This is a genomic window from Methylotenera versatilis 301 (assembly GCF_000093025.1).
Lineage (GTDB): Bacteria > Pseudomonadota > Gammaproteobacteria > Burkholderiales > Methylophilaceae > Methylotenera > Methylotenera versatilis.
Window position 1 is genome coordinate 1,988,193 of the sequence record NC_014207.1, and the last position, 22,737, is coordinate 2,010,929.

Consider the following 22,737-nt stretch of genomic DNA (forward strand, 5'->3'; position numbering starts at 1 on the left):
GCTACCCTTTTAAACTATCTAAATCATCTACGTTAATAGTGCGTAGATTTCTGAACAACACCACCAAAATGGCTAAGCCAATTGCAGATTCTGCAGCTGCTACCGTGAGGATAAAAAACACGAAAACTTGACCTGCGATATCGTGTAAATAATGTGAGAACGCAATAAAGTTCAGATTGACAGCAAGTAACATTAATTCGATTGCCATCAATAAAATAATTACATTTTTGCGATTTAAAAATATGCCAATCACACTAATTGCAAACAACAACGCACCTAAAATTAGGTAATGAGATAAACCAACCATTATTTAGCCTCCTGCGTATTCGCTGCGTCTTCAGCTTTTTCAACCACCGCATCCATTTTCAATATACGAATACGATCAGCTTTCTTGACCAGTACTTGTTTAGATGGATCTACAGACTTACTTTCTTTTCTGTCTCTTAAGGTCAACGCAATCGCCGCAACAATTGCTACCAACAACACTACTGAGGCTAATTCAAATGGCAATAAATAATCTGTATAAAGCACACGACCTAACTCTGCAGTATTGCTGTAATCAGCTGCGTGTGCTGGTGGAGCAATCACTTTATCAGCTCCAAAGTTGCGTACGCCCACTATCATCACCATTTCTACTGCCATTAAGCCGCCAACAGGCAATGCAACTGGTAATGCATTCCAAAAGCCTTCGCGCAATTTATCTAGATTAATATCCAGCATCATCACAACGAATAAGAACAGCACCATGACCGCACCTACATAAACCAATACGAGTGCAATCGCTAAAAACTCGGCTTCTAACAACAACCAAATTCCAGCTGCAGTAAAGAAGGCCAATACCAAGTACAAGGCAGCATATACAGGGTTACGGGTAGTGATCACGCTGATAGCCGCATAGAGCAATACAGCTGCCAGCGTATAAAAAACAATGTCTTGAAAATGTAAGCCAAAAAAAGTCATATCGATTCGGTTCTACCTAAATTCTTATATTTATCTAAATTCTTTATCTATCTAAACTCTTTATCCTGCGCACGATCAGCAGCAATCTGCTTCTCATGTTTATCACCTACCGCCAACAACATCTCTTTGGTGTAGAGCAAGTCACCACGTTGTTCACCGTGATAATCAAACACACGCGTTTCAACAATGGAATCTACTGGACATGATTCTTCACACATACCGCAGAAAATACATTTGGTGAGGTCAATATCGTAACGTGTTGTGCGGCGCGTATTATCTTCGCGTTGTTCAGATTCAATCGTAATTGCCATTGCCGGGCATACAGCCTCGCACAATTTACAAGCGATACAACGCTCTTCACCGTTTGGATAACGGCGTAATGCATGCAAGCCACGGAAACGGTTTGATTGTGGCGTCACCTCTTCAGGATATTGCACCGTGATTTTAGGCGCAAAAAAGTAGCGGCCTGTTAATGCCATCCCTTTTAGTAGCTCGACTAGCATTAAGCTAGAAAGCGTTGATTTAATTTTTGCGATCATAAATTTTTAAGTCAATATCAAAATAAGTCAAATTAATGGAACAAGTAAGCATATGGCGTTTGCATCATACCGCCAACAAACACAATCCAAACAATGGTAATCGGAATAAACACCTTCCAACCCAAGCGCATGATCTGGTCGTATCTATATCTTGGGAAAGTCGCTCTGAACCATAAGAATAGGAACAACAAGAAGCCCACTTTAGCCAAAAGCCACAAGAAACTATCTGGGATAAATGGCACAGGTGACAACCATCCCCCTAAGAACATGATTGCAGCGAGCATAGACACCAAAATCATATTGGCATATTCAGCTAAGAAAAACACTGCGAACGCCATGCCCGAGTATTCCACATGGAAACCCGCAACGATTTCTGATTCACCTTCAGCCACATCGAATGGCGCGCGGTTAGTTTCAGCTACCGCGCTAATAAAATAAACGACGAACAATGGAAATAACGGCAAGAAATACCAGTGCCAGAAGCCACCCTCTTGACCCATTACAATTTTGCCAAGATTCAATGTATTAGCACACATCAACACGCCGACTAAAGCAAAGCCCATGGCAATTTCATACGACACGATTTGTGCCGCAGAACGCAAAGCACCTAAAAATGCGTATTTAGAGTTAGATGCCCAACCCGCAATAATCACCCCATAAACTGCAACGGATGTCATGGCCAAAATATAAAGCAAACCAGCATCGACATTAGCCAAAACCAAAGTTGCATCAAATGGCACCACCGCCCATGCTGCAAAGGCAGGCGCAATCGCTAATACTGGTCCCAGTAAAAATAATGCTTTGTTTGAAGCTGTAGGAACAACGATTTCTTTAAATAAAAGTTTCAAACCATCTGCAATCGGCTGTAGCAAACCAAAATAACCCACACGATTTGGACCAATACGCACTTGCATATAGCCAATAACTTTACGTTCAGCTAGGGTTAAATAAGCAACCGCGCCCATTAAAGGTGCAACAATGGTGACGATTTTAATCAAGGTCCAAACAGTCAACTGCACTGCTGGCCAGTAGCTACCAAATAAATTTGAGCATAGTGCTAGAAATGACGCAATCATACTCGCGCCTCCACAGCAGTCACACCACCTTTGAGCTGTGCAGGTGATAGTTTTTCAACGGTAATATCACCCATCAAATCACCCAAGCCAATCGTATCTTCATGCGCTGCGGCTACACGCACACAACCTTTAGCGACATGATCATCCAACTTAACGGTGAGTACAGCACTGCCCTTGTCTTGCTTAACAGAAACAAGATCCCCATCAATCAAGCCTAATTCAGCCAGTTGACTCGCGCACATGCGTGCCATTGGTTTGATGTTGTATTTTGTTTTTTGCAGTGGTGTTGAACGGCGCACAATTGGATCAGATTCATATTGTGGCACTTCACCGATGCGCTGCAAGCCTTCGTGTTTAATGTTAATTTGAATCTCAACTAACTCTTTCAAGTTATTGTTCAAACTACGCCAAACCACAGCAGATGGCTTTTCACCGCCAAAAGCAGCCTCTTTAACTTGCTCACTGGTTTCAAAATCAAAACCTTGCAAACCTAAAGTATTCGCTAATACACGTAGCACTTTCCATGCTGGGCGACATTCACCTAACGGTCTAGTCACGGCAGTAAAACTTTGTACGCGACCTTCCATGCTCATAAATGTGCCAGAAGTCTCAGTAAATGGTGCAATTGGCAACAATACATCGGCGTTTTCTAAAGCTTGAGATTTAAATGCGGTTAGCGCAACAACACACTCGGCCTTTTCCATCGCTGCCTTAGCTAAAGCAGCATGCTGGCAATCAAGCTCTGGTTCAATATTTACAAGTAAATATGCTTTACGCGGCACTTCTAGCATTGCACGTGCGTGCATGCCCGTGCTGTTAGGCATCACACCTAGCATGTGCATACCGGTGCTATTCGCGGCAGCTGGCAAAATACCACCTTTAGCACCTGAAATGCCACCAATAGCCTCAGCCATACTGTACATTTCAGTAAACCTAGGATCGCTCAAGGCCATATTGCCTAAGAAAATACCGACTTTTGGTGAAATCAAATCATAAGTTTCACCGTGTCCAGCCATGCTTTCAGCAATCGCTTGAGTATTTGGGCGTACTTTAATATCTGACAGCAATTGCGTAAGTGTTGGCGGCAAGCATAGTGACAATTTTTGCAAACCAGACATTGCCTTAAGCACTTGGCCAAGCACGTTAACCATATCATTAGGACGCACGATGACTTTATGCGCGACATCCATCAAAGGATTGTTATCCAGCGGACTGATGATAGATAGCTTAGCGCCATTCGCTACCGCTTTACGGAAGCGTTGCGCTAATAATGGATGCTCATTACGCAGATTTGAACCAATCACTAATATACGATCTAGCTCTTCAATCTCTTGAATATTACAGCCCATCCATGGCGTACCTAAACGCTTGCCATCTAACCTAAAATCAGTTTGGCGCAGACGATAATCCACGTTGCCACAACCTAAGCCATCAGCCAACTTCTTAGCTAGATAGCCTTCTTCCATCGTGCTATTTGGCGAAACAAGCACGCCTAGTGATTCTGCGCCATGCTCATTGGTAATGTCTTTGATTTGGCCTGCAGCAAACTCTAGCGCAGTTTTCCAATCTGTTTCCACCCAATTGCCACTATGTTTAATCATCGGCACTTTAAGGCGGTCTGGGCTATTTAAGCCTTCGTAAGAGAAACGATCACGGTCTGACAACCAGCACTCGTTAATACTTTCTTTTTCACGCGGCAATACACGCATGACTTTATTGTCTTTTACATGGACTTCGATATGTGAACCTAAGCCATCGTGCGGCGCGATACTTGGGCGACGTGTCAGCTCCCAGCTACGGGCTGAATATCGGTAGGGTTTGCTGGTCAATGCACCCACTGGGCATAAATCGATGATATTACCTGACAGCTCCGAATTCACACTCTTATCAACATAAGCAGTAATTTCAGCATGTTCGCCACGGCCAACCATGCCTAGCTCCATCATACCGCCGACTTCTTTTAAGAAGCGCACACAGCGAGTACATTGAATACAGCGTGTCATATCAGTGCTGACTAACGGACCAATATTTTTATTGAAAACAACGCGTTTTTCTTCAGTGTAACGTGAGCCACTGGTGCCGTAAGCCACTGCAATATCTTGCAAATCACACTCGCCGCCCTGATCGCAAATAGGGCAATCAAGTGGATGATTAATTAATAAAAACTCCATCACACTCTTCTGCGCTTCAATGGCAGACTTAGAGCGCGTAAAAATCTTCATACCATCTGCAACTGGTGTTGCACAGGCTGGCAGAGGCTTGTTGAATTTTTCAACCTGTACCAAACACATGCGGCAGTTAGCCGCTACGGATAATTTAGGGTGATAACAAAAACGTGGTATGGCAATACCAGCCTTATCTGCAGCATCAATAATAGTGCTGCCGTGTTCGACTTCTAACTCTTTGCCATCTATTTCAATATTTAACATTATTGACTTTCCACCATACTCTTACCATGCTGAATATAGTATTCAAACTCTGGTCTAAAATGTTTAATGAAGCTTAACACTGGCGTTGCCGCAGCTTCGCCTAAGGCACAAATAGTACGTCCTGCAATGTTGTTACTTACATCTGTTAGCAAATCTAAATCTTCCATTTTGCCTTTACCGTTAACAATGCGGTCTATCACGCGATAAACCCAACCAGTACCTTCACGGCATGGCGTACATTGACCGCAACTTTCTTCATAGAAGAAATAAGACAAACGATGCAAGGCTTTCACCATACAAGTGGTTTCATCCATCACAATCATTGAGCCAGCACCCAAGCTGGAGCGCGCTTTGCTTAAACCTTCGTAATCCATCGTCGCTGCCATAATCGCCTCTGCAGGCATCACTGGTGTTGATGGGCCGCCTGGGATCACCGCTTTAAGTTTACGGCCTTTCCAAACGCCACCAGCTAACTCTAATAGCTCATTAAATGGCATACCCATTTTAACTTCATAGTTACCTGGCTTTTCAACATGTCCAGATACTGAGAATAGCTTTGTACCGCCTGAGTTAGGCACACCTAAATCGGCAAAAGCTTGTCCACCGTGCTCTAGTATCCATGGGATAGAAGTGTAGCTTTCCGTGTTATTAACGTTAGTAGGCTTGCCAAACACACCATAACTTGCTGGGAATGGCGGTTTAAAGCGTGGCTGACCTTTTTTACCTTCAATCGATTCAATCAGTGCGGTTTCTTCGCCGCAAATATATGCACCGTAGCCATGTACTGCATATAAATCAAAATTAAAGTTGCTACCTAAAATATTTTCACCTAAATAACCAGCCGCTTTTGCTTCGTGCAAAGCTGCTTCAAATATCTCGTAATCCTGCCAGATTTCACCGTGGATGTAGTTGTAGCCTACTCGCGCGCCTAATGTATAAGCGGCAATCGCCATACCTTCAATCAACTGATGCGGGTTATAGCGAATAATATCGCGATCTTTAAATGTGCCAGGCTCGCCTTCATCGCTGTTACAAACCAAATATTTCACGCCATCAAAATAGCGCGGCATAAAGCTCCACTTAAGACCTGTTGGGAAGCCCGCACCACCCCGACCACGTAAGCCGGAAGTTTTTACTTCGGTAATAATATCGGTCGCTTTAGTTTTCTCAGTCACGATACGTTTTAATGCTGAGTAACCACCGAGTTTAATGTAGGTCTCTAACGATGCTGGATCTTCTTCTGTGAGCGTGCGCAAGGTCACCAAAGTTTGACCTTTTAAATCAGTCATCACGACTGGCTTATGAAGTGCCGTTTTATCAACTGCAGATTTACGAGTTGCCATTATTTAAGTTCCCCAATAATCGCATCTACTTTTTCAACCGTCAAAAACTCATGCATGTCAGTATTATTTACATGCATCAAAGGTGCGCCGCCACAACAACCCATGCACTCACCTTCTTTTAGGCAGAATTTACCATCTGGCGTGACTTCATTAAAGCCAACACCAAGCTTAGTCTTTAGATGATTAACAATCTCATCACTATCGCGCAGCATGCATGAAATATTGGTACAGATCGTGATTTTATATTTTCCGACGGGCGACAAGTCGTACATATTGTAAAAACTTGCCACTTCCATCGCGGCGATTTCAGGCATGCCTAAATATTGCGCAACTTCAGTAATGCTTTCTTTTGACAACCAGCCGCGTTCTGTTTGCACAATTCGCAACGCACTCATCACCGCCGCTTGACGTTGGTCAACTGGATACTTTGTCAGCTCGTAATCTATTTTTTCTGTGGCTTGTGGACTTAACATTTTTTATCTATCAGACCTAATTATCTATCTATCTCGCCAAATACAATATCTTGCGTACCAATAATTGCAACCAAGTCAGCAATCATGTGGCCTCGTGTCATCTCGTCTAGAGCAGCTAAATGGGCAAAACCTGGCGCACGTATTTTTAGGCGATAAGGCTTATTAGCACCATCTGACACCATGTAAATACCAAACTCACCTTTTGGATGCTCAACCGCAGCATAAGCTTCGCCCGCTGGCACATGGAAACCTTCAGTAAATAGTTTGAAATGGTGAATTAAATCTTCCATATTGCTCTTCATACCTTCACGGTCTGGTGGCGCAACTTTGTTATCACTTGAAATTACAGGGCCTGGATTTTTACGTAACCAATCAACGCATTGTTTAATGATGCGGTTTGATTGCCTAAATTCCTCCATACGCACCAAGTAACGGTCGTAACAATCACCATTCACACCAACAGGAATATCAAAATCCATATTTGCGTATACTTCATAGGGCTGTGTTTTACGCAAATCCCAAGCGATGCCTGAGCCACGAAGCATTGGACCAGTCATCCCTAACTGTAAAGCGCGTTCAGGTGTCACGATACCAACATCGACGGTACGCTGCTTCCAGATACGGTTATCAGTCAGCAAGGTTTCATATTCATCGACATATTTAGGAAAACGATTAACGAAATCTTCAATGAAATCTAACAATGAACCTTGGCGGTTTTCATTTTGACTTTTAACGGTTTTAGCATTACGCAAAGGCGATACTTCATATTGCGGCATTTGCGTTGGCAGATCACGGTACACGCCACCTGGACGGTAATACGCAGCATGCATACGCGCGCCAGAAACAGCTTCGTAACAGTCGAACAGATCTTCACGCTCGCGGAATGCGTATAAGAACACCGTCATTGCGCCCACGTCTAAGGCATGCGCACCTAACCACAACAAATGATTTAATACACGGGTAATTTCGTCAAACATCACGCGTATGTATTGCGCGCGGATAGGTACCTCAATACCCATCATCTTTTCAATCGCCATCACATAAGCATGTTCGTTCGACATCATCGATACGTAATCAAGCCTGTCCATGTAAGGTACAGATTGCAGATATGTACGATTTTCAGCTAGTTTTTCAGTACCACGATGCAGCAAACCGATATGCGGATCTGCACGTTGAATCACTTCACCATCTAACTCCAAAACCAAGCGTAAAACCCCGTGCGCAGCAGGATGCTGCGGACCAAAGTTCATGGTGTAATTACGAATCTCAGCCACGGTGCGCTCCTTCATCACGAATCACACGCGGTACATTATTGCGCTCATCAATGGTGACAGGCTGATAAATCACGCGCTGCTGCTCTGGGTCGTAACGCATTTCAACATTACCAATCATAGGGAAATCTTTACGGAACGGATGGCCAACAAAGCCATAGTCAGTGAGAAGGCGACGTAAATCTGGGTGATTTTCAAACATGATACCGAACATATCAAACGCTTCACGCTCATACCAGTTTGCAACTGACCATATATCGACCAAAGTCGGCAGAATTGGAAAGTCTTCATCTTGCGCAAATACACGTAAGCGCACACGATGATTGAGTGACACAGAAAGCAGATGACAAACTACCGCGTAGCGCACGCCATCATAAGCACCGTCACCATAAGTTTGATAATCCACACCGCTTAAATCGATTAGCTGCTCAAACTTTAAAGTTGTCGCATCGCGTAATATTTGGCAAACCGCTAAATAATTCTCGGCTTTACATTCAATGGTGATTTCATCTAGCGCTACAACATGCTTAGTGATTTTGTCGCCTAGTGAGGCTTGCAAATCACTTAATAATTGATCTAATTTAGCTGACATATTTTTCTTTTAGCTCGCACTATCTCGCGATGGTGTTAGTACGTTTGATTTTATTTTGTAGCTGGATAATGCCGTAGAGTAGAGCCTCTGCTGTAGGCGGACAACCTGGCACGTAGACATCAACCGGTACAATGCGATCACATCCACGCACAACCGCATAAGAATAATGGTAATACCCACCACCATTCGCGCATGAACCCATTGAAATTACCCAACGTGGCTCAGCCATTTGGTCATACACTTTACGTAGCGCTGGCGCCATTTTATTGACTAGCGTACCAGCCACAATCATTACGTCAGACTGACGCGGGCTTCCGCGAAACACAATACCGAATCGGTCTAAATCGTAACGTGAAGCGCCTGCATGCATCATTTCTACCGCGCAACACGCCAAACCAAAAGTCATCGGCCACATTGAACCAGTACGAGTGTAGTTAATCACCGTATCCAACGTAGTTGTGACAAAACCTTTTTCTAAAATACCTTCAATACTCATGGCTTACTTAGTCCCGCTCTGAGGTTTAATCCCATTCCAAGGCACCCTTCATCCACTCGTAAATAAAGCCGATCACCAGTACACCCAAAAAAATCATCATGGCAATAAAGCCAAACAAACCAATCTCTTGCAACACAACTGCCCAAGGAAATAAGAAGGCAATTTCCAGATCGAACAGGATAAATAGGATGGCAACAAGATAATAACGAACGTCAAATCGCATACGAGCATCTTCGAACGCTTCGAAACCGCACTCGTAGGGAGAATTTTTTGCCGAATCCGGCTTATGTGGTGAAACCAATAAACCCAATACAAGAGGCCCAACGCCGACCGCTAAGCCCACGAGGATAAACATCAATATCGGAAAGTAATTTTCTAACACTTACTAGCCCCAAACTCAATTTCTGAAAACTAAAACTTTTGGAAAATTAAGCAGCAAGAGATCAAAGCCACTCGAATCAAACATATAAATATTTTTACAGCCATTTATGTCACTATTACTACAAACACCTTCTAAATAACCCCTTAATTTAATAATAAAGTTATTGTGAAAAGTTTGTGGCAACTTCTTAAGCTAACAACTAACGTTTTAAATTAAAATATCAATAGTAGACTCAGACAAGCCGTAATTGTAACCCATTAAGCATGAGCCTTGCTATAAGCTTAAAACAAAATTAACGAGTAAATTGACTTTATAACCGATTTATAGGATTCTAAGTTTAAAGCCTTTGCTTGTTGAATTGCAAGGCAGAACATAAATTCCAAAACGCATTTAATTATGATACTTTATGTTCCTCAAGCAACTATCTGCGAAACAATATTAAGAGATGTTAAATTGAACGTAAAGCTACAGAATTGTGCGCAAAAAGCATGAAAATAAAATCACACAATTTAATAAGCTGTGCGTTTTTGAGCATATTTATTTGTAGTTGCACCACTATAAAGTCGAATAACTTTAAGCCAACTTATCCTGCAGCAGGGTGGATTGAACCATTACCCGCGACACAACCCCACAATGGCAAAGTAACTAACCTTAAACACTGGTGGCAGCAATTCAATGATCCAGTTCTTGTAGAGTTAATTGAAGCTGCCCAGAAAGTTAGTCCTGATATTGAAAGCGCTAAAGCTAGAGTAACGGCGTCTCAAACTGCGGTCACCGTAGCAAATTCTCAGCTACTCCCGAATGTGACCGCTGAGGCCAGCGTCAGCAGAAGCAGATCAGGTTCAGCATATCCATCAACCAATGGCAGTATGGTGTTTCCAACTAGCACTACCGCTTCAGTTGGGGCAAATGCAAGCTGGGAACTTGACGTTTGGGGTAGAAATAACGCCAGTAAACACGAAGAAGAAGCTAAATTAGTCGCAAATATTGCACTTTGGCATGATGCCCGTGTGATCGTAGCGGCTCAAACAGCTAAGCAATACTCTAATTATCGGTTGTGTGAGGGCTTGAATATAGTGGCGAAAAAGAATGCTGACTCTAGTCATGAAACGGCTCGACTATCAGATTTAACAGCAAGAGCTGGTTTTTTGGCGCCTGCCAGCGCCAGTCAATCCTTAGCCCAAGCTGCAGAAGCAGCCAACCTGCAAAAGAAACAAGCACTAGAATGTACTTTAAATATTAAAAGCTTAGTCGCTATCACGGCAATACCTGAACCAACATTAGTTGCAAAACTTGCAACTAATGTTGGTGTCATACCCACCCCTGCTGATATTGAAATAACTGAATTGCCTGCAGGTCTACTAGCACAACGCCCAGATGTTCTCAATGCTGAACGAAATGTCGCTGCAGCCAGTTTTGAGATTGCATCGAATGAAGCACAACGTTATCCTCGCCTAAGCTTAGCAGGAAATATAGCGTTGAGTTACGACTCGTTCTCTCGTACATTCAGCAAAAATAGATCTGCATTAGACGGGCTGACATGGTCAATTGGTCCTCTGGCAGTATCTTTGCCGATTTTTGATGCTGGAGTCAGAGCTGCTAATGTAGAAAATGCTAAAGCGCAATATGAAGCTGCCAAAGTTACTTACGAAAGCGTGGCACGGAATGCTGTGCGTGAGGTAGAGGAAGCTTTAGCCACTCTAAATAGTACGGCACAACGCTTTAATGATGCTAATCAAGCTGCGGAAGGGTTTAAAATATCCTTAGTCGCCACTGAAGCTCGCAATAAAGCCAGCTTGGGTAATTTATTTGAACTCGAAGAGGCGAGACGTGCAAGTTTGCAAGCCGAAAATAATTTGCTAACCTTAAAGAATGAACGTGTACTTGCATGGATTTCTTTGTATCGCGCTATGGGTGGTGGCTGGACTGCGGCACTTAACTCCCCAACACTTATTTTTGACCAAAAACTTAATCAATCCGAACAGCTGGAAGCTGATTCCATACCCACAGATTCTGTGCCTATTGATTCAGCACAATGAGATAAGCCATGACACATGTAACTAAGCCATTACCAGCCAATTTATTAGAGAACAAGTTTCTCCTTTTACTTTTACCAATCTTAGCATTAGCGCCAATCCTCGGCCTTGCTGAAAAAGCAAGCACAGAAACAATCACCACACCAGCGCTAACGGTGACCCTTATACAGCCGCAACAGACAGTTTTACCGCTCAAAATATCAGCCAATGGTAATGTCGTAGCATGGCAAGAGGCCATTATCGGTAGTGAATCCAATGGCTTACGACTCACACAAGTGTTAGTGAATGTAGGCGATGTTGTGAAAAAAGGTCAATTACTCGCAACTTTCTCCGCGGAGTCTATCGAGGCAGAATTAAACCAAGCTAAAGCAAGTTTAATGGAAGCTGAAGCACAAGGCAGAGAGGCAATTAATAACTCCGACCGCGCACGCACCTTACAAAACACTGGCGCCATGTCAAATCAGCAAATTGATCAATATACAACTGCAGCAGATACTTCCAAAGCAAGAATTGAAGTAGCAAAAGCTTCCGTAGTCACCCAAGAGATACGTTTAAAAAATACTAAAATTTACGCGCCTGACAATGGCGTTATTTCTTCACGCAACGCTACGGTTGGCGCAGTAATAAGCACAGGTAGCGAGTTATTCAAACTGATTAGGCAAAGCCGCTTAGAGTGGCGCGCCGAGGTTGTGTCGAGTGACTTAGCTAAAATAAAAGCAGGTATGCAAGTTAACGTCGTTGCAGCAGATGGCTCAAGCTTCAAAGGTAAGGTGCGTATGATATCACCAACAGTGGATACACAAACCCGTAACGCGCTGATCTACGTTGATTTACCAGCCAACAGCCCAGCCAAGGCAGGCATGTATGCTAAAGGCGAGTTTATCTTAGGTAAGTCCAGCACACTAGCGCTTCCTCAGCAAGTGCTAGTGTTACGAGACGGCTTTACCTACGTGTTTACAGTTACCAATATCAATGGTAAAAAAATTGCTAAGCAAGTTAAAGTGAAGACTGGCAGGCGTGTAGGGAATCTCGTTGAAATTATCAGCGGTATAGAGCCTAACCAGCAGCTTGTAGCTACTGGCGGTGCGTTTTTATCTGATAATGATTTAGTGAAGATCGCTCCGCAAGCTAATACTAAAAAATAAATCCTTAACAATTAGCTTTTATAAAGACCCATAACCGCATGAATATTTCTGCTTGGTGTATTAGAAATCCAATTCCTGCCATCATGCTATTTGTGATGCTATCGTTCGCAGGCGTCATTAGCTATCAAGCAATGAAAGTTCAAAACTTTCCCGATCTTGATTTACCGACTGTGGATATTACCGCGTCCCTTCCAGGCGCCTCGCCTGCGCAGCTAGAAACTGAGGTCGCGCGTAAGATTGAAAATAACTTAGCGTCATTACAAGGCTTAAAGCATATTTACACCAAGGTGCAAGATGGCGTGGTCAGCATTACGGTCGAATTCCGCTTGGAGAAACCTGTACAAGAGGCGGTAGACGATGTGCGCTCAGCCGTGGCACAAGTCCGAGCAGATTTACCTAGCGACTTACGCGATCCTGAAATAAGCAAACTCAACGTAGCATCATCCCCTATTCTGTCTTACACCATTAGCTCGCCTAACATGGATGGTGAAGCGCTTTCTTGGTTTGTAGATAACGAACTCACCAAAAAACTACTTAGTGTAAAAGGTTTGGGCAAAGTCAGTCGTGTAGGCGGCGTAAATCGCGAGATTCGCGTTGAGCTAGATCCAAACAAACTACAAGCACTTAACGCTACGGTTGCAGAAATTTCACATCAATTGAAATTAAGCCAAATGGAGTCTGCTGGCGGTCGCACTAAACTTGGTGATAGCGAACAACCCATGCGTACCATCGCCACAGTGAACTCTGCTGAAGCCATTGGTAATATTGAGCTTAACTTAACTGATGGCCGAAAAATTACCCTCAATCAAATCGCTAAAGTGTCAGACAGCTTTGCCGAACCACGCTCCGCAGCATTTTTGGATGGCAAGCCAGTGGTTGGTTTCGAAATCTCACGAAGCAAAGGTGCGAGCGAAATTGAAGTGGGTGATGGCGTAGAAAAAGCCTTTGCTGAACTCAAGCTCAAGCACCCAGATATTATACTCACTGAGGCATTTAACTTTGTGCAACCAGTTCGAGATGAATACAAAGCGTCTATCACCATGCTGATTGAAGGTGCTATTCTCGCGGTGTTCGTCGTGTTACTGTTTTTACGTAACTGGCGTGCGACCTTTGTTTGTGCAGTAGCGCTGCCATTATCAGTTATCCCCGCATTTATCGGCATGTCTAACTTTGGCTTTAGTATTAACATTGTTACACTTTTAGCACTATCACTCGTAATTGGTATTTTGGTAGATGATGCCATTGTAGAAGTCGAAAACATCGTGCGCCATTTACGAATGGGCAAAACGCCTTACCAAGCAGCGATGGAAGCAGCTGATGAAATTGGCTTAGCCGTGATTGCCACTACATTTACCCTGATTGCCGTATTTTTACCTACGGCATTTATGAGCGGTATCCCTGGTAAATTCTTTAAACAATTTGGCTGGACTGCGGCTTTTGCCATTTTTGCATCACTTGTGGTGGCACGTGTGCTCACGCCAATGATGTCGGCTTACCTACTTAAATCAAATAATACCCATCAAGAAGATGGTGCAATGATGCGTACCTATCTACGTTGGAGCCATTGGTGCTTGCAGCACCGATTAATTACAGTGATTGCAGCTATATTATTTTTATTTGGCTCAATTAAACTGATTCCCTTACTACCTACTGGATTTATTCCTGCCGATGATAGTTCGCAAACACAAGTCTATTTAGAGCTCGCCCCTGGCGCAACATTAGAACAAACAAAGCAATCGGCCGAAGAAGCGCGACAAATCATCAAAAGTATTGCCCATGTTAAAACAATCTACACAGCTATTGGTGGAGGGAGCGCAGGTACCGATGCTTTTGTAAGCACTGGTGCCGCTGAAACAAGACGTGCAACACTGACTATTGCGCTAGATCCTCGCTCTGAAAGACCTCCTAAGAAAGAAATCGAAAGTCAGATTCGTGATGCACTCACTAACCTAGCAGGTGTCCGTAGTAAAGTTGGCTTAGGTGGCTCAGGTGAAAAATACATACTGATGTTAAGCGGCGATGATTCTGCTGCCTTACAAGAAGCATCTAATGCCGTTACGCAAGATTTACGCACGATTCCTGGCATAGGTAATATTGCCTCTAGCGCAACGCTTATTCGTCCTGAAATGATCGTGCGCCCAGACTTTAGCAAAGCTGCTGACTTAGGCGTAAGTAGTAATGCAATTAGTGAAACTCTGCGTATCGCCACCGATGGCGATTATGATTTTTCTGTGGCTAAGTTGAATCTTAGTCAGCGCCAAGTACCTATTGTTGTCCAATTATCAGATGAAGCTCGCAAAGATCAAAGCATATTAGAACATTTAACCGTGCCCGGTTCTAAAGGCCCCGTAATGCTCGCGCAAGTAGCAGACTTTAATTTAGAAGGCGGCCCTGCGGTGATAGACCGCTATGACCGCACACGTAACGTACAGATTGAAGTAGAACTTTCCAAACTTACTTTAGGCGATGTTACCGAAGCGGTAAAACACTTACCTAGCCTACAAAAGCTACCTGCAGGTATTAAACAAACTGAAATCGGTGATGCAGAAGTCATGAATGAGTTATTTGGCAGCTTTGCATTGGCAATGCTCACCGGCGTACTATGTATCTACATTGTATTGGTCATTTTGTTTAAAGATTTTTTACATCCATTTACCATTTTGGTCGCACTACCCTTGTCTTTAGGTGGCGCATTTGTAGCACTGCTTGTCGCAGGCAAAAGCTTTTCTATGCCTTCACTTATTGGGCTGGTCATGCTCATGGGGATCGCTACTAAGAACTCAATTTTGCTGGTGGAATATGCCATCGTGGCACAGCGTGACCACGGCCTAAGCCGCTTTGATGCCCTAATAGACGCCTGCCACAAACGCGCCAGACCAATCGTGATGACCACCATCGCCATGGGTGCAGGTATGCTGCCTATTGCCGCAGGCTGGAGCGCTGGCGACACCTCATTCCGCTCACCCATGGCGGTAGCGGTCATCGGCGGCTTAATCACCTCTACGCTATTAAGCCTGCTAGTAATTCCATCCGTATTTAGCTATGTAGACGATTTGAAGAACTTCATTAAACGAAGGTTTAAATAGGGATTAAAGTAATTGAATATGCAAAGATGTAACTACTACAATTTGCATAAAAGTTTAAACCACAAGAAGTGTGTTTGGTATTTTGAATTATTCAAAATTAGGTATACTAAAAATTACTTACATCTTAATTTAACTAAGATTATGCATTTTAATTATCAGTTATCAAACAGGCTCAATAAAAGATTTAGTTTTTTTGGGGTCTACTTTACGTTGGACACTTTAGGTTCAGCATTTTCACCAAGGGGAATTAAGAATCCATCGCTTGCTAATCATCCTAGTCGCTTCTGCACTACTTAGCTCTTGCGCTACCGTGAGGGAAACGTACGCCCCTGATGGTCGTAAAGCTTACTCATTAAACTGTAGCGGCACTGCCCGTGGCTGGGATAAATGCTATTCAGCCGCTGGTGAACTTTGCAAAGATGCTGGCTATGACATCCTTGACCGCAGTAGCGAAGATGCATCTTTAAGTTCTGTTTCTGGCAATGCAAACAAAACTAGTGCTAGTGTTGGCAGTTCATCTGTAAAAACCAACGAACGTTCAATGGTTATTGCTTGCAAAAAATAAGCATGTCTAACCCATCTCTAGGGACTTCCTCTACCTGTCAAGCAAAATCATCCTAACACCCGTTTTACGGGTGTGATTGAGTTCCAGTTTTTACGCTTACAGCCTTATATCTACCACTTAAACCTACATTGTTTATTAGCATCAAGGAAACAGACTGCATCTCTCTAGTCGGCCTTGTTGCGGATCATTTGTTACTTTCGCGGGCCATGATAATAGCCGCGCACAAAGACCTCATTCCTTCATCGGCCCAACAAGAACGCGCTGATCAGGCTTGTTCTTTTGGTTTGTTGGCCACAGGGTTAGTCAGGTTCTCTCTGTGCTCGGTCTTACCTCAACACTATCTCACTTTGCAGGTGATTTCATTTACTCGCTTCCCTTCTATACATCATTGCGCTGCCAGGCTAACGCATCGTATCTTTCATTCTTAGCCAATATCGCCCACATCATTCGCGCATGTTTGTTAGCAATTGCAACTACAGTCTTGTGATAACCAACGCGCATATAAATTTGCACAATCCATTGCTGCAACCGACTGGCTTTCTCAGGGGCTTGCCTGAGTGCTGCTTGTAAGGTGCTTTTAGCGCCTTGCACCAGCAAGCTTCTTAGGTACGTGTCTCCTCGCCGAGTAGTGCGCCCGAGCTTAGCTTTGCCACCAGAACTCATTTGCCTTGGGACAAGCCCTAGCCATGCAGCAAACTGCCGACCATTTTTATAGTGTTTTGCATCGACGACCATTGCACTGGTGGCACTTGCGGTGAGCGTGCCGATGCCTGTCATTTCAGTCAGACGTTGAGCCGCTGGATGAGATTTAACATGCAATGCAATCTGTTGGTCACATTTAGCCATTTGCGTATGGAGTTCGTTGAGATACTGCAAGGTTTGCACTATGGCTGAGCGTACGCCTGCTGGGATGCTGATGTCTATGGTGAACGTAGGTAGCAAACGAATGAGTTTGTCTGCACTGCGTGGTGGCCAGATGCCGAACTCGCCAAGTAAGCCACGGATGCGATTCAGATGTGCAGTACGCTCTTCTTTATAGCCTTCACGTAGACGATGCCAAACTAAAGCTTCTTGTTGCGCGATACTTTTTACTGAGACATAACGCATAGTGGCTTGACGTGAGGCAATGGCAATCGCCTCTGCATCATTCCTGTCATTTTTAGCAGCTGCGCTTTTACGAAATGGTTGTACAAATTCAGCAGCAATGAGTTTTGCTGTATGCCCGTGTGCTGCAAACCAGCGACCCCAGTGATGCGATGAGCCACAAGCTTCCATGACGACATTGCTGGGTGGCAGTTGTTCTGCCCAACTGACAAAGGCATCGCGCTTGAGTATTTTGTGATAGAACACAGCACCAGTCACATCCATCGCACAGACAGCAAATACTTCCTTTGCCAAATCAATTCCAATCGTTGTAATATTAGTCATGACTTCCCCTCTCATTTTGATTGAACACGCGAAAACTCAATCTTGGCACCTTGATGCCGTTCCGAGTAGGGGAAGTCCCTATTATTCCATCAAGCGGGACACTGACGCGCACCAACCCTTAATTCAAACGTAAGGCGTCAAGACTAAAACCTAGGTTTCTCATCAGGGTAAGCTTGCAGATAAATCGCTAAATCCTCATCTAGCGTATCCCAATTGATAGTCTTAGCAACTTTTGCATATACCCAATGAATAACAGGGTTTTTATGCGCGCAATAGTTGGTGAATGAGACTAACTGATTGCCTAATTCAATTTTAGCTGAATAGCCCGTTTGCCCGCTTTGTATGGCCTTTGCTTTGATTGAGGCTGACCAATCAACTGCGGCCTCCCATAACCTGAAGTATAAAAACCACTCTTTGGGTTTTGTGTAATCTATGCCTATAAACTTGTTGATGACATGGTCGCCAATTGCAAAACACAGCATAAACGCAACCACTCGCTTGCTTTCGCGTTCTTTTAACACCACAAAATAAGAGTGTTTTTCAGCCGATATTAAATCAAAAAACTTGCGATTTAATCGCTCGAATTTGGTTGAGCCTTTTTCATAGGTTTGCCAAAACAGGTTAAAGATCTCACCCATTCTGGCGCTATCTGGCTGCTGAATGACTTCTACATCCACAGGTGCGCCTGCCGCAGCTTTTAATTTCTTTTTTAACTTATTGCGACGTGACGATTTAAGGGTGCTTAAATAGCCTTCTTTGGTCGAATTTGGTAACTCCACCACAGTACCCGGGAAGCTGACTAATGGGAATAAATTAGACGGAAATGCGGCAAAGTCTGGTGCATACTCCTGCGGAAAATCTTTCCAAACGCGCATAGATGCATTGAGCTTTCTAGCTTGAAGCACCATTGAGTCATTTACAAGACGTAGCACTTCAGCACGATTCGCATGCCTGAGCATGCCTACCCGGCCTTCATCGCTACAAGGCGAGCCTATAAATAGCGTGCGCTGATACAAAGCAGATGGTATGACTTTTCCGATAATATTCGCCAATGGTAATAGCAGCGGAGGTAACACTAAGCGCATTGGCACGTTCATAACAAAAGCTGGTGCTATAGCAATTGGGCCTTTGGCATCGCTGACTTGTGCGTATAAAAATGTGAATTGGTCGGCAATGCCGCATTGCTCAAGTGCCTGGTACCACCAGCTGCCTTCAAAGGGCGCTGGAAAGCAAACTTCCCATAACTCAGAGGCAATCTCTGATTCAGAATTCAACCAGTTAATCGTATATTCAACCAATTACGCGTTCCAATACTTCACAAATCTTCAAAAAATCTTCCTCGTCCAACCACGGGCTATTGGTGATGGTTAATGTACGTGCTGCAAAGTCTTGTGCATTGGGCGCTTTAACTTCACTAAAGGGCAAATAATCATAATCACTCAAAGCATGTATGAATAGGCGTCCTACGCCCGACTTGGCTGACCAAAGCTGTGCCAAGGCAGCATCACGCGATTGTTGCGTAGGCATTAATACCAAGAGATACGGCCATGTGCCTATGTCTCCTTCGGTATCGTCCATCACATTTACGCCAAGTATTTTTCTGAGTTGCGCCTTACGACTAAGCGCTTGCTTGCGGCCGGCGTCATGGAAATCGGGCAATCTCTTTAAGGCTTTTGCACCGATGGCTTTGCGCCAACGCCCTACATGATGTACAGGGAAGTCAGCTAAGCAGTCATCACCTACCGCCTCAATCAATTTACCTTGTTGAAGATTCTTCCGTAATGGTATGCCAAAAACAAGACCTAAACCTAGCGGCCGATAAAACACATAATAGCCAATCAGACCTAATAATCGCTGTATTTCCCATGTCAGTTTAAAAGGCACGATTTCACTATGGGTGGTTTGTAACGCTTTTCGCACTTCACTTTTACGTGCAATAACTGCGCCACCACCGTAAATGGTTAAGCCCTTACCCACGCCTAAGCTATAGCAGCCAACATCACCAAGCGTACCAACCAACTGCCCCTGCCAACGCGCGCCTAGAGCTTGCGCGGCATCTTCCACCACATAAGCACCGAACTGTTGTGCGATTTTCATAATGTTAGCTAGGTCTGCAACGCGTCCACCAAGGTGTGTAGGTATAATCGCCAAGGTATCTTTATTACAAGCGGCTTCAAGCGAAGTTAAGCAAAAATCAAAATGATTTTTTTTAGTATCACAAATAATTGGTTTTAGTCCGCAACGCAAAATAGCGAGCGGTACGAATGGGCAAGTGTATGCGGGAATAATGACGGAGCGGCGATTACCTAAGCACTTGAGTGCTGCCAGTGCGACCATAATAGCCGCCGTGCCTGAACTTTCAATTTGTACACATTCTTGCTGTAAAAAAACCGCTAAACCTTCCTCAAGCGAAGTTTTACTTGGTAAAAAATCCAACATTGAAAGAGGCAAGCCAGCAGTTGGTGGCGGTTCATGAAATAAATGAGCCATGTTGCTTTGCTTTAATTACGCTTTATTCATGAGGATGCTAATCATGGGGATGCTTAGCCTCACTTAGACTCAAAAATACAATGCCAACCATGATACTCACAGCACCAAGTAATTGCATAGTGGTCAGCTTTTCACCAAAATAGGTGGCTGAAATCAGCAATACTGGAATTAGCCCTAAATGCGAAGCTGCAAACGCAGGGCCAACTGGGGCGTGCTTTAATAAGGTCATCCACGCAAAAAATGCCCCTAAATATCCAAGTACAGCTGCATAGAGCCAAGGGTTATGCAGCACAACTAACAACCAATCCATGCTCATTGAAAATGCACCCGCTTGACCTGATGCAAGCTTGATAGAAACCTGCGTTAATGTATCAAACGCGATTAAAATCGCAAAGCCAATGGCATAGAAATATAGCTTCTTCATGCGTAACCTCCAACCAATGCTACGCCGACTGTAATAAAGGTAATGCCTATGATTCGTAAAGGATCTAGCATTTCTTTAAATATCAACCTGCCGGCAATCATAATGGCTACAGTATTGAACCCACTAAGCAATATGCCAAGCGATAATGGCAGCATAGAAAGTAAGACCAGCCAAAGCAAAAACTCTAAACAAAAACAGAATATACCAACCCAGAGTGGCATAGATGACAACATACTTTTCCAGCGCAAAAGTTCGCTTTCACTCTCGGTAACAGCTGCATGTTTGAAAGCAATATGCCCTGTAGTATCAACAACGATATTCAACAACCAAACAAAAATGGCGAGTGTAGACAAAGAGAGTTTACCTAGCGAAGGTTAATATGATGCTTAATATTATTTGTTGAAATGATAAATATTTCCTACCGCTTTACGCGGAAGAAACATCATCAGTTTAATTTTTTCAGAATTAAAGCAGCACCTGTACCACCAAACGCAAATGAATTTGACATGGCATATTCAAGCTTTGTTAAGGTTTTAGAGTGATTAGGCACATAATCTAAATCGCATTCAAGATCTGGATGCGCTAGATTAATTGTAGGCGGCAGTGTGTTGCTATGTACTGCGAGCGTAGTGATAACTGCCTCAAGCGCGCCTGCCGCACCCATCAAATGACCATGCATAGACTTAGTCGAGCTAACGCTCAACTCATAAGCATGTGAGCCAAACACTTTCTTAATAGAGTTAGTTTCAGTAATATCATTTAACTTTGTACCAGTCCCATGCGCATTAATATATTGAATAGCATTTGCGCTTAAATCTGCATCATTTAGCGCTGCTTGCATGGTAGCAGATTGGCCGCTCACTGAAGGTTGTGTTATGTGGTTACAATCATTCGCAGCCCCATAGCCCGCTATCTCAGCGTATATCTTGGCACCACGCGTCACCGCATGTTCATAAGACTCTAGTACAAGCATTGCAGAGCCTTCACCAAGCACCAAGCCAGTGCGGTCTACTGAGAATGGTTTGCAAGAGGCGCCAATATCATCGACATCCTCTTCTGCTAGTGTTCTTAAAGCTTCCCATGCTTTCATAGTACCGAAGGTCAAAAGTGCCTCTGTACCGCCAGCTAACATCACATCAGCATATCCATGACGAATTAATCTAGAGGCTTCACCGATGGCGACTGCTGACGATGAACATGCTGTGGAAAATGTTTGGTTTGGGCCTGTGAGCTGATGCTCTAAGGCTATTGCAGATGCTGCAGCATTATTCATACTCATCAGTACGGTAAATGGTTTCAATCTGCTAGCGCCTTCTTTATAAAGTCTGACATAGCCATCCTCTATTGACTGCGCTCCACCCATGCCAGTACCGAGATAAATGCCCATACGAGGCTTCATGGCATCATCAATTATTAAGTTCGCATCTTTAATCGCTTCTACGCTGGTATACAAAGCGATCTGGCTAGTACGATCTAACATGGAGTAAGTATGTTTGCTGAAATGATTAGCAGGATCAAACTGCGCCTGTGCTGCAATCTTACAATCCATTTCATCGACAAATGGCATATTTAAACGTTTAATGCCGGAAACACCAGAAAATACGTTTCTTGTTAATTCTGCAATGGTATTACCAAGCGGCGATACGATACTCAAACCAGTAATAACTACGCGCTGCGAATTTGACAAATGAGCCATAGCTATTATAAATTAAGATTTTTGAGAGAGGATTAGCTGATGCACCAAAACCGCGACATCTTGCAAAGTAGTAATCTTAACTTGATCGTTAGGAACTTTAATTTTAAAGTAATCCTCTGCACTAAAAATAATATCAAATGTATCTAGCGAATCTAGACCTAGTTCTTGAAGGTTACTTTCAGGCAAGACAGTCGTAATATCAATTTCCATTTTATCAGCGATCATTTTTGCTAATGCATTTGAAACCTCTTCAACACTTGGTATTTTTTTTTCGTTAATTGTCATATTTTATTCACTTCTCAGCTA

Annotated in this window: 22 protein-coding genes; 4 read left to right on the forward strand and 18 right to left on the reverse strand. The window is 43.6% G+C overall.

Translation table 11 applies throughout. The features are described from left to right. Position 1: 1 nt before the first annotated feature. Genes nuoK through M301_RS09010 form a run of 11 tightly spaced genes read right to left on the reverse strand, consistent with a single transcriptional unit; the run spans position 2 to position 9,561 of the window. Complete coding sequence (nuoK, locus tag M301_RS08960; protein WP_013148450.1) at positions 2-307, reverse strand: NADH-quinone oxidoreductase subunit NuoK; 306 nt, start codon at positions 305-307, stop codon at positions 2-4. Further along, entirely contained in the window at positions 307-960 is a 654-nt protein-coding gene (locus tag M301_RS08965) for an NADH-quinone oxidoreductase subunit J (protein ID WP_013148451.1), read from the reverse strand. Before M301_RS08965 ends, nuoK begins: the two co-directional genes overlap by 1 nt. 47 nt (positions 961-1,007) lie before the next feature. Next, positions 1,008-1,499, reverse strand: a complete 492-nt coding sequence (gene nuoI, locus M301_RS08970) for an NADH-quinone oxidoreductase subunit NuoI (protein ID WP_013148452.1) — start codon at positions 1,497-1,499, stop codon at positions 1,008-1,010. A 32-nt stretch (positions 1,500-1,531) separates the two neighbouring features. Next, positions 1,532-2,575, reverse strand: coding sequence for an NADH-quinone oxidoreductase subunit NuoH (nuoH, locus tag M301_RS08975; protein WP_013148453.1), 1,044 nt, complete (start codon positions 2,573-2,575; stop codon positions 1,532-1,534). Then, positions 2,572-5,004 carry an NADH-quinone oxidoreductase subunit NuoG gene (gene nuoG, locus M301_RS08980; protein ID WP_013148454.1) on the reverse strand — a complete coding sequence of 811 codons (2,433 nt, stop codon included), beginning with the start codon at positions 5,002-5,004 and terminating at the stop codon, positions 2,572-2,574. Before nuoG ends, nuoH begins: the two co-directional genes overlap by 4 nt. Further along, positions 5,004-6,293: an NADH-quinone oxidoreductase subunit NuoF gene (gene nuoF / locus M301_RS08985; protein ID WP_041359997.1), complete on the reverse strand. Its 1,290-nt coding sequence runs from the start codon at positions 6,291-6,293 to the stop codon at positions 5,004-5,006. The genes nuoG and nuoF overlap by 1 nt, the downstream gene beginning before the upstream one ends. 53 nt (positions 6,294-6,346) lie before the next feature. Next, on the reverse strand, positions 6,347-6,820 hold the full coding sequence (nuoE, locus tag M301_RS08990; protein ID WP_013148456.1) for an NADH-quinone oxidoreductase subunit NuoE: 474 nt from the start codon (positions 6,818-6,820) through the stop codon (positions 6,347-6,349). Between the two features lie 20 nt (positions 6,821-6,840). Next, on the reverse strand, positions 6,841-8,094 hold the full coding sequence (locus tag M301_RS08995; protein WP_013148457.1) for an NADH-quinone oxidoreductase subunit D: 1,254 nt from the start codon (positions 8,092-8,094) through the stop codon (positions 6,841-6,843). Beyond that, positions 8,087-8,683 (reverse strand): NADH-quinone oxidoreductase subunit C, encoded by a 597-nt coding sequence (locus M301_RS09000; protein WP_013148458.1) that lies wholly within the window; start codon positions 8,681-8,683, stop codon positions 8,087-8,089. Before M301_RS09000 ends, M301_RS08995 begins: the two co-directional genes overlap by 8 nt. Before the next feature lie 19 nt (positions 8,684-8,702). Continuing rightward, entirely contained in the window at positions 8,703-9,179 is a 477-nt protein-coding gene (locus M301_RS09005) for a NuoB/complex I 20 kDa subunit family protein (protein ID WP_013148459.1), read from the reverse strand. 25 nt (positions 9,180-9,204) lie between these two features. After that, positions 9,205-9,561: an NADH-quinone oxidoreductase subunit A gene (locus tag M301_RS09010; RefSeq protein WP_081439417.1), complete on the reverse strand. Its 357-nt coding sequence runs from the start codon at positions 9,559-9,561 to the stop codon at positions 9,205-9,207. A gap of 527 nt (positions 9,562-10,088) precedes the next feature. On the opposite strand from M301_RS09010, the gene M301_RS09015 reads away from it, so the two are divergent. The 4 genes from M301_RS09015 to M301_RS14250 all read left to right on the forward strand — a co-directional run bounded on the left by M301_RS09015 (position 10,089) and on the right by M301_RS14250 (position 16,393). Further along, complete coding sequence (locus tag M301_RS09015; protein ID WP_049769964.1) at positions 10,089-11,600, forward strand: efflux transporter outer membrane subunit; 1,512 nt, start codon at positions 10,089-10,091, stop codon at positions 11,598-11,600. A gap of 8 nt (positions 11,601-11,608) precedes the next feature. Then, positions 11,609-12,742, forward strand: coding sequence for an efflux RND transporter periplasmic adaptor subunit (locus tag M301_RS09020; RefSeq protein WP_013148462.1), 1,134 nt, complete (start codon positions 11,609-11,611; stop codon positions 12,740-12,742). A gap of 38 nt (positions 12,743-12,780) precedes the next feature. Further along, positions 12,781-15,828, forward strand: coding sequence for an efflux RND transporter permease subunit (locus tag M301_RS09025; RefSeq protein WP_013148463.1), 3,048 nt, complete (start codon positions 12,781-12,783; stop codon positions 15,826-15,828). A 262-nt stretch (positions 15,829-16,090) separates the two neighbouring features. Continuing rightward, positions 16,091-16,393 carry a hypothetical protein gene (locus M301_RS14250; protein ID WP_049769965.1) on the forward strand — a complete coding sequence of 101 codons (303 nt, stop codon included), beginning with the start codon at positions 16,091-16,093 and terminating at the stop codon, positions 16,391-16,393. A gap of 378 nt (positions 16,394-16,771) precedes the next feature. Here the strand turns inward: M301_RS14250 and M301_RS09035 are convergent, their stop codons facing one another. The 7 genes from M301_RS09035 to M301_RS09065 all read right to left on the reverse strand — a co-directional run bounded on the left by M301_RS09035 (position 16,772) and on the right by M301_RS09065 (position 22,716). Beyond that, a complete protein-coding gene (locus tag M301_RS09035) occupies positions 16,772-17,821 on the reverse strand; it encodes an IS110 family RNA-guided transposase (RefSeq protein ID WP_013148466.1) in 1,050 nt (349 codons plus the stop codon). Between the two features lie 143 nt (positions 17,822-17,964). Next, positions 17,965-19,119, reverse strand: coding sequence for a peptidogalycan biosysnthesis protein (locus M301_RS09040; RefSeq protein ID WP_013148467.1), 1,155 nt, complete (start codon positions 19,117-19,119; stop codon positions 17,965-17,967). Then, positions 19,112-20,311 (reverse strand): aminotransferase class I/II-fold pyridoxal phosphate-dependent enzyme, encoded by a 1,200-nt coding sequence (locus M301_RS09045; protein ID WP_013148468.1) that lies wholly within the window; start codon positions 20,309-20,311, stop codon positions 19,112-19,114. Before M301_RS09045 ends, M301_RS09040 begins: the two co-directional genes overlap by 8 nt. A 37-nt stretch (positions 20,312-20,348) precedes the next feature. Continuing rightward, the gene (locus M301_RS09050; RefSeq protein ID WP_013148469.1) at positions 20,349-20,735 is read right to left on the reverse strand and encodes a DMT family transporter; all 387 of its coding nucleotides are present in this window, start codon (positions 20,733-20,735) and stop codon (positions 20,349-20,351) included. Continuing rightward, the gene (locus M301_RS09055; protein ID WP_013148470.1) at positions 20,732-21,088 is read right to left on the reverse strand and encodes an EamA family transporter; all 357 of its coding nucleotides are present in this window, start codon (positions 21,086-21,088) and stop codon (positions 20,732-20,734) included. Before M301_RS09055 ends, M301_RS09050 begins: the two co-directional genes overlap by 4 nt. Positions 21,089-21,180: 92 nt before the next feature. Then, positions 21,181-22,431 carry a beta-ketoacyl-[acyl-carrier-protein] synthase family protein gene (locus tag M301_RS09060; protein WP_013148471.1) on the reverse strand — a complete coding sequence of 417 codons (1,251 nt, stop codon included), beginning with the start codon at positions 22,429-22,431 and terminating at the stop codon, positions 21,181-21,183. Between the two features lie 12 nt (positions 22,432-22,443). Then, the gene (locus tag M301_RS09065; protein WP_013148472.1) at positions 22,444-22,716 is read right to left on the reverse strand and encodes a phosphopantetheine-binding protein; all 273 of its coding nucleotides are present in this window, start codon (positions 22,714-22,716) and stop codon (positions 22,444-22,446) included. Between the last annotated feature and the right edge of the window lie 21 nt (positions 22,717-22,737).

What these genes read in the sequence shown, in the direction of transcription:
- nuoK (WP_013148450.1), bottom strand. Translation starts at nt 307, where the DNA reads ATGGTTGGTTTATCTCATTACCTAATTTTAGGTGCGTTGTTGTTTGCA.
- M301_RS08965 (WP_013148451.1), bottom strand. Translation starts at nt 960, where the DNA reads ATGACTTTTTTTGGCTTACATTTTCAAGACATTGTTTTTTATACGCTG.
- nuoI (WP_013148452.1), bottom strand. Translation starts at nt 1,499, where the DNA reads ATGATCGCAAAAATTAAATCAACGCTTTCTAGCTTAATGCTAGTCGAG.
- nuoH (WP_013148453.1), bottom strand. Translation starts at nt 2,575, where the DNA reads ATGATTGCGTCATTTCTAGCACTATGCTCAAATTTATTTGGTAGCTAC.
- nuoG (WP_013148454.1), bottom strand. Translation starts at nt 5,004, where the DNA reads ATGTTAAATATTGAAATAGATGGCAAAGAGTTAGAAGTCGAACACGGC.
- nuoF (WP_041359997.1), bottom strand. Translation starts at nt 6,293, where the DNA reads ATGACTGATTTAAAAGGTCAAACTTTGGTGACCTTGCGCACGCTCACA.
- nuoE (WP_013148456.1), bottom strand. Translation starts at nt 6,820, where the DNA reads ATGTTAAGTCCACAAGCCACAGAAAAAATAGATTACGAGCTGACAAAG.
- M301_RS09000 (WP_013148458.1), bottom strand. Translation starts at nt 8,683, where the DNA reads ATGTCAGCTAAATTAGATCAATTATTAAGTGATTTGCAAGCCTCACTA.
- M301_RS09005 (WP_013148459.1), bottom strand. Translation starts at nt 9,179, where the DNA reads ATGAGTATTGAAGGTATTTTAGAAAAAGGTTTTGTCACAACTACGTTG.
- M301_RS09020 (WP_013148462.1), top strand. Translation starts at nt 11,609, where the DNA reads ATGACACATGTAACTAAGCCATTACCAGCCAATTTATTAGAGAACAAG.
- M301_RS09025 (WP_013148463.1), top strand. Translation starts at nt 12,781, where the DNA reads ATGAATATTTCTGCTTGGTGTATTAGAAATCCAATTCCTGCCATCATG.
- M301_RS09035 (WP_013148466.1), bottom strand. Translation starts at nt 17,821, where the DNA reads ATGACTAATATTACAACGATTGGAATTGATTTGGCAAAGGAAGTATTT.
- M301_RS09045 (WP_013148468.1), bottom strand. Translation starts at nt 20,311, where the DNA reads ATGGCTCATTTATTTCATGAACCGCCACCAACTGCTGGCTTGCCTCTT.
- M301_RS09050 (WP_013148469.1), bottom strand. Translation starts at nt 20,735, where the DNA reads ATGAAGAAGCTATATTTCTATGCCATTGGCTTTGCGATTTTAATCGCG.
- M301_RS09060 (WP_013148471.1), bottom strand. Translation starts at nt 22,431, where the DNA reads ATGGCTCATTTGTCAAATTCGCAGCGCGTAGTTATTACTGGTTTGAGT.
- M301_RS09065 (WP_013148472.1), bottom strand. Translation starts at nt 22,716, where the DNA reads ATGACAATTAACGAAAAAAAAATACCAAGTGTTGAAGAGGTTTCAAAT.